This is a genomic window from Xanthomonas cissicola, from assembly GCF_008801575.1.
Classification (GTDB): domain Bacteria; phylum Pseudomonadota; class Gammaproteobacteria; order Xanthomonadales; family Xanthomonadaceae; genus Xanthomonas; species Xanthomonas cissicola.
Genome location: NZ_VZPL01000033.1, coordinates 40,080 through 49,711 on the forward strand (window position 1 = coordinate 40,080; position 9,632 = coordinate 49,711).

General features: G+C 65.9%; 5 protein-coding genes and 1 pseudogene. All 6 read left to right on the forward strand.

Features of this window, described 5'->3' with window-relative positions; all coding sequences use genetic code 11:
* Positions 1-39: 39 nt before the first annotated feature.
* The 6 genes and pseudogenes from F7R02_RS14685 (at position 40) to F7R02_RS14715 (ending at position 9,372) form a co-directional block, all read left to right on the forward strand.
* On the forward strand, positions 40-2,601 hold the full coding sequence (locus F7R02_RS14685; RefSeq protein WP_078589878.1) for a DUF3857 domain-containing transglutaminase family protein: 2,562 nt from the start codon (positions 40-42) through the stop codon (positions 2,599-2,601).
* Positions 2,602-2,726: 125 nt separating this feature from the next.
* On the forward strand, positions 2,727-3,365 hold the full coding sequence (locus F7R02_RS14690; RefSeq protein ID WP_005925696.1) for a glutathione S-transferase family protein: 639 nt from the start codon (positions 2,727-2,729) through the stop codon (positions 3,363-3,365).
* A gap of 184 nt (positions 3,366-3,549) precedes the next feature.
* Positions 3,550-5,471, forward strand: a pseudogene (gene asnB, locus F7R02_RS14700) (asparagine synthase (glutamine-hydrolyzing)).
* A 170-nt stretch (positions 5,472-5,641) separates the two neighbouring features.
* The gene (locus F7R02_RS14705) at positions 5,642-6,196 is read left to right on the forward strand and encodes an NADPH-dependent FMN reductase (protein WP_003483584.1); all 555 of its coding nucleotides are present in this window, start codon (positions 5,642-5,644) and stop codon (positions 6,194-6,196) included.
* A 221-nt stretch (positions 6,197-6,417) separates the two neighbouring features.
* Positions 6,418-7,848, forward strand: coding sequence for a replicative DNA helicase (locus tag F7R02_RS14710; RefSeq protein WP_078589876.1), 1,431 nt, complete (start codon positions 6,418-6,420; stop codon positions 7,846-7,848).
* A 105-nt stretch (positions 7,849-7,953) separates the two neighbouring features.
* Positions 7,954-9,372, forward strand: coding sequence for a cryptochrome/photolyase family protein (locus F7R02_RS14715; protein WP_167521038.1), 1,419 nt, complete (start codon positions 7,954-7,956; stop codon positions 9,370-9,372).
* The last annotated feature ends 260 nt before the right edge of the window (positions 9,373-9,632 follow it).

Sequence of the window (9,632 nt, forward strand, 5' to 3'; positions counted from 1 at the left end):
AAGGATGTGATGCGACGCCTGTTCGGCGTCTTCTGGACCATGTGTCTGCTGGTCGGCGCGAGCCTCGTGCCAGCACGGGCCAACGAGGCGCCACGCATGGCACCGACGCCGGGCTGGGTGGTGGCAGATGCCGTTTCCGAGAACGTGCCCGGCGCTGCGGGGCTGCGCTACGAGTTGGTGTCAGACCAGGTCGATCTGACCGGCCGCGTGCCGCAGGCTTACCGCCGGCTCAGCTACACCGTGCAGCGCGCCAAGAGCCTGGAGGAAGCCGGGCAGATTTCCATCGACTATCAGCCGCAGTACCAGCAGCTGGAGCTCAACAGCCTGGATGTCTGGCGTGCCGGCAAGCGCATCGATATGCGCACGCAGGCGAATTACGCCAGATTGCGGCGCGAGAGCGGGCTGGAAAATGGGTTGATCGATGGCGCGCTGACGCTGTCGATCACCTTGCCGGACCTGCGCGTGGGCGATCGCGTCGACTATGGCGTGACCATCAGCGGCAGCAATCCGGTGTTCGGTAAAGGCTATTACGACGTGTTCGAAGCGCGCTACGGCGTGCCGCTGGGCGAGCGCCGGGTACGTGTGCGCTATCGGGCCGACATGCCGCTGCAGTGGCGCATCAGCGCCCCGGGGTTCGGCCGGAACGTGCGTACGCTCGATGGGGTGACGCAGTTGGACATCGGCGCCCGCGACATCGCGGCGGTGCAGGAAGAAAAAGACGCGCCGGACGATGTGGACCCGTATGGCGCGATCGAAGTGTCCACCGCCGGCAGTTGGGGCGCGGTGGCGGCCTGGGCGTCGCAGCTGTATCCGCGTGCATTCAACCAGACGCAGGTGGCCGCCAGGATGGCGCAGAGCCTGACGTTGCGCAGCGACGACCCGCAAGGGGCGTTGCTGCGCGCCGTGGCGTTCGTGCAGGGCGAGATCCGTTACGTCGGGCTGGACATGGGCGAAAACTCGCACGCCCCGCACGCGCCCGAAGTGACGCTGCGCAACCGCTATGGCGACTGCAAGGACAAGGCGACGCTGCTGATCGCACTGCTGCAACTGGCCGGCATCCGCGCCGAGCCGGTGCTGGTCAACAGCGACAAGGGGCATGGGCTGGAAAAGCGGCTGCCCAGTCCGTACGCCTTCGATCATGTGGTGGTGCGTGCGCATCTGCCGCAGGGCGAGGTGTGGGTGGATGCCACGCGCGATCGCGAAGAAGGCCCGTTGGCACAGCGGCGGCCACTGCCGTTCGTGCGCGGATTGCCCGTGATTGCAGGGCAGGACACGTTGGTTGAAGTGCCTGCGCCGATGCCCGCGTTGCCACAGATCGAAGTGAACGAAGAAATCTCCATTTCGCTGCGCACGCCGCAGCGCTGGGCAAGCTTCACGGTGGACACCATCTATCGCCAGGGCCGCGGCGAGCGTGTCGCCAGCAGCTTCGACGACGATGGTGCGCAGACGGTGGGCGAGCACTATCTGGAATTCATGCAGCAGTACTACACCGCACTGACCCAGGTGAGCGTGCCAAGCATCGACGCTGCCGACCCGCTGAATGTGCGCACGCACGAGGCCTACCGGCTGGAGTGGCCAGCGAAGGAGGGCGATGAGCTGGGTTTCCCGTTGTTCCAGCTTGGCGAGTGGATGGATGCGTTACCGAAAGAGGCGCGCAAGAGCCCGCTGGCGCTGGGCGGGCCGCGGCTGGCGCGGCAGACCGTAAGCGTGCAAAGCGACCCGGCGACCCAGGTGGCAGCAGACACCCAAGTGGTCGCCAATCCGTGGTTCCGCTTCTCGCGCAGCATCGCGATGCGCGACGGAAAGCTGGTCATCGTGGGCGAGTGGCAGCGCTTCACCGACCGTATTCCGGCCAGCGGCGTGGCGCGTGCGGCTGCCGACATGGAACGCGCGCGCGACCTGCTGTATTTCAATCACGATCTCGCGCCGCGGCGGCGCACGCAGCCTCCTGACTGGCGTGCGCTCGGCTACCCGGTGGCCGGCTTGGCGGCCTTGGTGTTGTTGCTGGTGGCATGCTTTTTCTGGTGGCGCGGCGGTGGCCTGGGCGGAATCGTGTTCGATCCACATGCCACGGTGACGCGGATGCCGCAGCATGCTCGGATGCGCAGGAGTGCCTGGGCGGTGTTTGCGGCCACCACGCTGCTGTCGGCGTGGGTGTGGCTGCATGCGCTGCCGCTCTGGGCCAAGGCCGGTGGCGTCAGTGTTGTGGTTGCAATCGCCTTGCTGGGATGCGTGTTGCTGAAGCAGATCCTGCGTTGGATGGGCAGCAGCGCCCGGTTTGGGACGGTGTTGCCGGCAATGGCCGGCTGTGCGTTGCCGTGGCTGGTGTGCCTGCTGGCGGCCGTGGTCGCGCTCAAGGGCCAGGTCGCATTGCTGCGCACCGGCGCGACCGATCCGGCCGGCATGGCGCAACTGGCGACATGCATCCTGCTGCTGATGCTGGGGGCGCTGTGGTGGTCGGTCTGTTCGGTACAGGCCGCCGCCGCCGCCGCCGGCTGTGCGCGCACGCGTGCGTTCGGCGCCTGGGCGCTGACGGTGGCGGCACTGGGCATCCTGATCGCGGTATTGAGTGTGCCGGTGGCGGTAGTGGTCCTGGCCTGACGCAGGTCGGCGCGGCAGTACACGCAAAGCTGGCATCGGTGCGCCGCTGCTGCGTGGAGGGCTTTGCAAAGGCACGCGGGGCTGTGACACTGCCAGCCCCTCGTTGCTGCCGCGGAGCCAGCCAGATGTCGACCGTGCGTCCCCCGTTGACCGTGCATGGCATGTCCGGTTCCGGCAATTGCTACAAGGTGCGCCTGCTGCTGGAACAACTGGGCAGCCGCTATCACTGGGTCGAGGTGGATAGCGTGGCCGGGCAGACCCGCACGCCCGACTATCTGGCCAAGAACCCTAACGGCAAGGTGCCAATGGTCGAGCGCGACGATGGCCGCGTATTGACCGAATCCAACGCGATCCTGTTCTGGCTGGCCGAAGGCACGCCGTATCTGCCCACCGATGCGTGGCAGCGTGCGCAGGCATTGAGCTGGATGTTCTTCGAGCAATACAGCCATGAACCTTATGTGGCAGTGGCGCGGTTCATCAGCCTGTGGACGCCGCGCGATGCCGCACGCCGCGCCGAGTTACCACAGCTGCGCGCACGCGGCGAGCAGGCGCTGGCGGTGATGGAGCAGCACCTGCAGCAGCACACCTGGTTCACCGGTAGCGACTACGGCATCGCCGATATCGCACTGTTCGCTTACACCCATTGCGCCGAAGACGGCGGTTTCGATCTGGAGCGCTGGCCGGCGATCACCGCCTGGTTACAACGCGTGCAGGCGCTGCCGCGTTATGTGCCGATGCCGGCAGCTGCATCGGTGGCGGCATGAGCCGTCTGCGCGATCTGCACGTGGTGCGCTGCGTCAGCGCTGCGTGCTCGGCGGACAGCTGTCTTTACTCTCCGGCATCAGCATCGGCATCGGCATTCGCCGTGCGCCTGTTCGGGCGCGTACGACGCGTCGTGCGTGCCGGCGCCGCCCGGTTAGTCGCGGCCGGCCCGCAGGAGCGCTGACGATGTGCGGATTGGCAGGAATGTTGCTGGCCTCGCCGCGCCTGCATGGCGAACAGCTCGATGCGCTGGTGCGGCCGATGGGGGCCGCCTTGCGCCACCGCGGCCCCGACGATGCCGGCACCTGGTGCGATGCGCAGGCCGGCGTAGCGCTGGCGCATCAGCGCTTGAGCATTTTGGATCTGTCGCCGCTCGGCCATCAGCCGATGCGCTCGGCTGATGGCCGCTACGTGCTGGCCTATAACGGCGAGGTCTATAACTTCGCGCAGTTGCGCGCAGCGCTTTCCGCGCTCGGGCATCGCTTCCGCGGCCACTCCGATACTGAAGTGCTGCTGGCGGCCGTGGTGGAGTGGGGGCTGGACGAGACGTTGACCCGCTGCAACGGCATGTTCGCCATCGCGTTGTGGGACGAGCGCGACAACTGCCTGTTCCTGGCCCGCGACCGCGTCGGCAAGAAGCCGCTGTACTACGGGTGGGCCGGCGACACCTTGGTGTTCGGTTCCGAACTCAAGGCCTTGTGGCAGCACCCGGATTTCGACAACGGCGTGGATCGCGATGCGCTCACCCTGCTGCTGCGGCTGGGCTATATCCCGGCGCCGGCCTGCATCCACGAGCACACCTTCAAGCTGATGCCCGGCCGCGTGCTGCGCATCGATGCACAAGCCGTCGCAGCCGGCGCGGCCGCGCATCGTCCCGATCAGGCGCAGCAACCGTTCTGGAACGCGCGCTGGCGACGCCGTTCACCGGTACCGACGCGCAGGCCGAAGAGCAATTGGATCGCGTGCTACGCGATGCGGTGGCCTTGCGCATGGTGGCCGATGTGCCGGTTGGCGTGTTTCTCTCCGGCGGCACCGACTCGTCCATCGTCACTGCGATGATGCAGGCGCAGAGCGCGCAGCCGGTGCACACCTTCAGCATCGGCTTCGAAGGTTCGCATCACGACGAAGCGCCGCTGGCGCGCGAAGTGGCCACGCATCTGTGCACCGACCACACCGAACTGTATGTCAGCGGCGCCGATGCGCTGGCGGTGGTGCCGAACCTGCCGGACATGTTCGACGAACCCTTCGCCGATGCGTCGCAAGTGCCGACGGCGTTGGTCGCACGGCTGGCGCGCGGCGGAGTCACGGTGGCGCTGTCCGGCGATGGTGGCGACGAATTGTTCTTCGGCTATGGTCGGTATCAGCGCGCACTGCGCAATTGGCGCATGCACGGCCTGGTGCCGGGCCCGCTGCGGCGGTTGATGGCGGTGGCGGCGCGCCGCAACGGCGAGTCCTCGCGCACCGGCGGCCTGGCCGCGCTGGTGGCCGAGGCCGGCGCACGCGGCATCGGCGATATCTACCGCAACCGCATTTCGCGCTGGCGCGATCCGGCCGCGGTGGTGCTGGGCGCCACCGAGCCCGACAGTTTCTATAGCCTGGCCGACCCGCTGCATGGGTCCGGTACGCCGGCCGACGCGATGATGCTGGCCGATTTTGCCGCCTACTTGCCGGACGATCTGCTGTGCAAGGTGGACCGCACCACCATGGCGGTGGGGCTGGAAGCGCGTGCGCCGCTGCTGGATTGGCGCGTGGCCGAATTCGCCTGGTCGCTGCCGCTGTCGCTGAAGTATCGCGATGGAGTGAGCAAGTATCTGCTCAAGCGCGTGCTGTGCCGCTACCTGCCGGACGCGATGGTCTACCGCGGCAAGCGCGGCTTCGGCGCACCGGTCAGCGCATGGCTGCGCGGCGATCTGCACGGCTGGGCAGACGATCTGCTGGCGCACGGCGCCCTGCAGCGCGAGGGCGTGTTCGCCGCCGACAGCGTGGCCCGCCTGTGGCGCGACTTCAACGGTGGCGAGCGCAAATGGCATACGCATCTATGGACGGTGCTGATGTTCCAGGCCTGGCAGGCACACTGGCGCGAACAGCGGGCGGCTGTGGTGCGCTGACGCCTGGCGCTGCGGTGTGGACGCTGGTCGGCAGTGGGCGAAACCTCCTGCGAACGTTGCCGCGCTCGCGTGTATGCACCGCCTCTTGCGCCACAGATGCCGGCGGCGTTTCACCAGCCCTGAGCATCCGGCTGGGTAGGGTGGGGCTCTGTTTTCCACGGAGCATTCCCATGAGCAAGCTCACCATTGCCGTACTGGTCGGCAGCCTGCGCGCCGAGTCGTATAACCGCCAGCTGGCGCGCGCGCTGGAGCATCTGGCCGGCGACAGGGCCGTGTTCGAGTACCTGGAGATCGGCGATATCCCGTTGTACAACCAGGACCGCGATGGCGATTATCCCGCCGAAGGCACGCGCCTGAAGCAGCAGATCCGCGCTGCCGATGCGGTGCTGTTCGTCACTCCCGAATACAACCGCTCCATTCCCGGCGTGCTCAAGAACGCCATCGACACCGGCTCGCGCCCCTATGGCGATAGCGCGTTTGCCGGCAAGCCGGCGGCGGTGGTGGGCGTCTCGGTCGGCGCGATCGGCACTGCCACCGCGCAGCAGCACCTGCGTAACGTGTTGGCGTATCTGGACATGCATGTGCTCGGTCAGCCGGAAGTGTTCCTGCAATACAAGGACGGCCTGTTCGGGCCCGACGACCAGGTCGCCAACGCCGACAGCCGCAAGTTCCTGCAGGGCTTCATCGACCAGTTCCTGGGCCTGATCGGGCACCTCAAGCGCTGAGTTGACCACAGCGGCGCCGTGCGCACGTGCGGCGCCACGTTGGGACCTGAGTGAGGGCGGAAACCCAAACGGCGCAAGGGTCTCGGTACTTGCGACGGCCGGCGCGTAGAACGCTGGTGCACTGGCTATACACCAGTTATCCACAGAGTTGTGCATGGTCGCCGGCTGCGCCGATGACTATGCTTCCTGCCCTCGTCTCCTCGCGTCAGGTTTGTTTGTCCATGTCCGCTCGTCCTGGTTTCCGTTCCAAGCGCAGTCGCGATCGCGACGACGACGATTACGATCGTCCCGAGCCGCGTCTGGACCAGCTTCGGGTACCGCCGCATTCGGTCGAGGCCGAGCAGGCGGTGCTGGGTGGCTTGATGCTGGCGCCGGACGCGTTCGACCGGGTCAACGACCAGCTCACCGAAAACGACTTTTACCGGCGCGACCATCGGCTGATCTACCGCGCGATTCGCGAACTCAACGAGAAAGACCGCCCGTTCGATGCAGTGACCCTGGGCGAATGGTTCGAGTCGCAGGGCAAGCTGGAGCAGGTGGGCGATGGCGCGTACCTGATCGAGCTGGCCAGCACCACGCCGTCGGCGGCCAACATCGCCGCGTATGCGGAAATCGTGCGCGACAAGGCGGTGCTGCGGCAGTTGATCGAAGTGGGCACCACCATCGTCAACGACGGCTTTCAGCCGGAAGGGCGCGACAGCGTCGAGTTGCTGTCCTCGGCCGAAAAGGCCGTGTTCAAGATCGCCGAAGCCGGCGCGCGGGGGCGCACCGATTTCGTGGCCATGCCCGGGGCATTGAAGGATGCCTTCGAAGAGCTGCGCAACCGCTTCGAAAACGGCGGCAACATTACGGGTCTGCCGACCGGCTACACCGATTTCGATGCGATGACCGCCGGCCTGCAGCCGACCGACCTGATCATCCTGGCGGCGCGTCCGGCGATGGGCAAAACCACCTTTGCGCTGAACATTGCCGAATATGCGGCGATCAAGTCCAAGAAGGGCGTGGCGGTGTTTTCGATGGAAATGTCGGCCTCGCAGTTGGCCATGCGCCTGATCTCCTCCAATGGCCGCATCAATGCGCAGCGCCTGCGTACCGGTGCGCTGGAAGACGAGGATTGGGCGCGCGTGACCGGCGCGATCAAGATGCTCAAGGAAACCAAGATCTTCATCGACGACACACCTGGCGTGGCGCCGGAAGTACTGCGTTCCAAGTGCCGCCGGCTCAAGCGCGAGCACGACCTGGGCCTGATCGTCATCGACTACCTGCAGCTGATGTCGGTGCCGGGCAACAGCGAAAACCGCGCGACCGAAATTTCGGAAATCTCGCGCTCGCTGAAAGGCTTGGCCAAGGAGCTCAACGTGCCGGTGATTGCGTTGTCCCAGCTCAACCGCTCGCTGGAAACGCGCACCGACAAGCGCCCGGTGATGGCGGACTTGCGCGAGTCGGGCGCGATCGAGCAGGACGCGGACATGATCGTCTTCATCTACCGCGACGACTACTACAACAAGGAAAATTCGCCGGACAAGGGCCTGGCCGAAATCATCATCGGCAAGCACCGCGGTGGACCGACCGGCTCGTGCAAGCTGAAGTTCTTCGGCGAATACACCCGCTTCGACAACCTGGCGCACGACTCGGTGGGCAGTTTCGAGTAAGCGCTGTCGTGGAACGGCCGGGTGGTCATCCGCCGCCCGGCATCGCGCCATCGTGGCGCCCGCTGGCTTATGCTGCGCAGCCTCATTGTTTGCTGCCGAGTTCGTATGTCATACGCCATCGTCTGGTTCCGTCGCGATCTGCGTCTGGAAGACAACCCGGCCTTGCGCGCCGCACTCGATGCGGGGCATCACCCGATTCCGTTGTACATCGACGCGCCGCACGAAGAGGGCGAATGGACGCCTGGCGCCGCATCGCGCACCTGGCGGCATCGCTCGCTTGCAGCGCTGGACGGTGCCTTGCGCGCGCTCGGCAGCGGGCTGGTCATTCGCGTCGGCAACAGCGCGCAGGTGCTGGATGAGGTGATCGCGCAGACCGGTGCGGTGGCGGTGTACTGGAACCGCAAGTACGAGCCGGCCACCCAGCCGCGCGATGCGCAGATCAAGCGCGATTTGCGCGAGCGCGGCATCGAGGTGCAAAGCTGCAATTGCGCATTGCTGTTCGAACCGTGGCAGTTGTCCACGCAGCAGGGCGGCCCCTACAAGGTGTTTACCCCATTCTGGCGCAACGCGCTGACGCAGTTGCAATTGCCCGCCGCGATAGGTGCGCCGCGCAGTCTGCCGCCATTGCCTGCAAGCTTGAAGACCGATGCGCTCGACACGCTGCAGTTGGTGCCGGGCCTGCAGTGGGACCAGGGTTTCTGGGAGCACTGGCAGCCCGGCGAAGCCGGCGCGCACGAAATGCTGGAGATCTTTATCGACGGCGCGTTGTCTGGATATCGCGAAAACCGCGATCGCCCCGATCGCGTCGGGACCTCGCAACTGTCGCCGCATCTGCACTTCGGCGAAATTGCGCCGTGGCGGATCGCCAGCACCCTGGAGACGCATCGCACTGCGCGCAATGGCGCAGAAATCGATGCCTATATCCGGCAGCTTGGCTGGCGCGACTTTGCCTATCACTTGCTGCATCACTTCCCGGACACCACCAACCAGAATCTCAATCCACGCTTTGCAGGATTCGATTGGGCAACGGTCGATCCGGTTGCATTGCAGGCCTGGCAGCGGGGCCGCACTGGCATTCCGATCGTCGATGCCGGCATGCGCCAGCTCTGGCATACCGGTTGGATGCACAATCGCGTGCGCATGATCGTCGCCAGTTTTTTGTGCAAGCATCTGCGCATCCACTGGATCGAAGGCGCGCGCTGGTTCTGGGACACGCTGGTGGATGCGGACCTGGCCAACAACACCCTGGGCTGGCAGTGGGTGGCCGGCACCGGCGCCGATGCGGCGCCGTATTTCCGTGTGTTCAATCCGGTCACGCAGGCGGAGAAGTTCGATCCGCAGGCCGCCTACATCACGCGCTGGGTACCTGAGCTCGGCAAGCTTGCGGTGAAGGAACGCTTCGCGCCGTGGCTGCATCCGTTGTCGCTGGCGCGGCTGGCACCGGAGTATCCGCGCACGCCGATCATCGGCCTGGCCGAAGGGCGCGATGCGGCGCTGGCGGCGTATGCGAAAACGCGCAGCTAGGCGCGCGGCAGGGCGAGCGAGCTCCTGATTGCGTGGTCAGCTGATGCTCGCTTCTGCGTGTTTTCTTTTGCAAGGCTGAGGCGTTGCACGCATGTGCTGCTACGCCTGTTTCATGCATCAGTCAGTGCATTAGGGAAGCTCTGAACAACGCACCACAGATACGCGACACTACCCGCCTCATCATGTAGAGGATCATCTATGCAGCTGACGTTCGGTGACGCTGAGGGCCTGGGCAAGCGCAAGCAGACCCGGCGCGAGAT

Excerpts from the sequence above, each read along its gene's own strand:
- F7R02_RS14685 (WP_078589878.1), top strand. The coding sequence starts at position 40 with ATGTGTCTGCTGGTCGGCGCGAGCCTCGTGCCAGCACGGGCCAACGAG.
- F7R02_RS14690 (WP_005925696.1), top strand. The coding sequence starts at position 2,727 with ATGTCGACCGTGCGTCCCCCGTTGACCGTGCATGGCATGTCCGGTTCC.
- F7R02_RS14705 (WP_003483584.1), top strand. The coding sequence starts at position 5,642 with ATGAGCAAGCTCACCATTGCCGTACTGGTCGGCAGCCTGCGCGCCGAG.
- F7R02_RS14710 (WP_078589876.1), top strand. The coding sequence starts at position 6,418 with ATGTCCGCTCGTCCTGGTTTCCGTTCCAAGCGCAGTCGCGATCGCGAC.
- F7R02_RS14715 (WP_167521038.1), top strand. The coding sequence starts at position 7,954 with ATGTCATACGCCATCGTCTGGTTCCGTCGCGATCTGCGTCTGGAAGAC.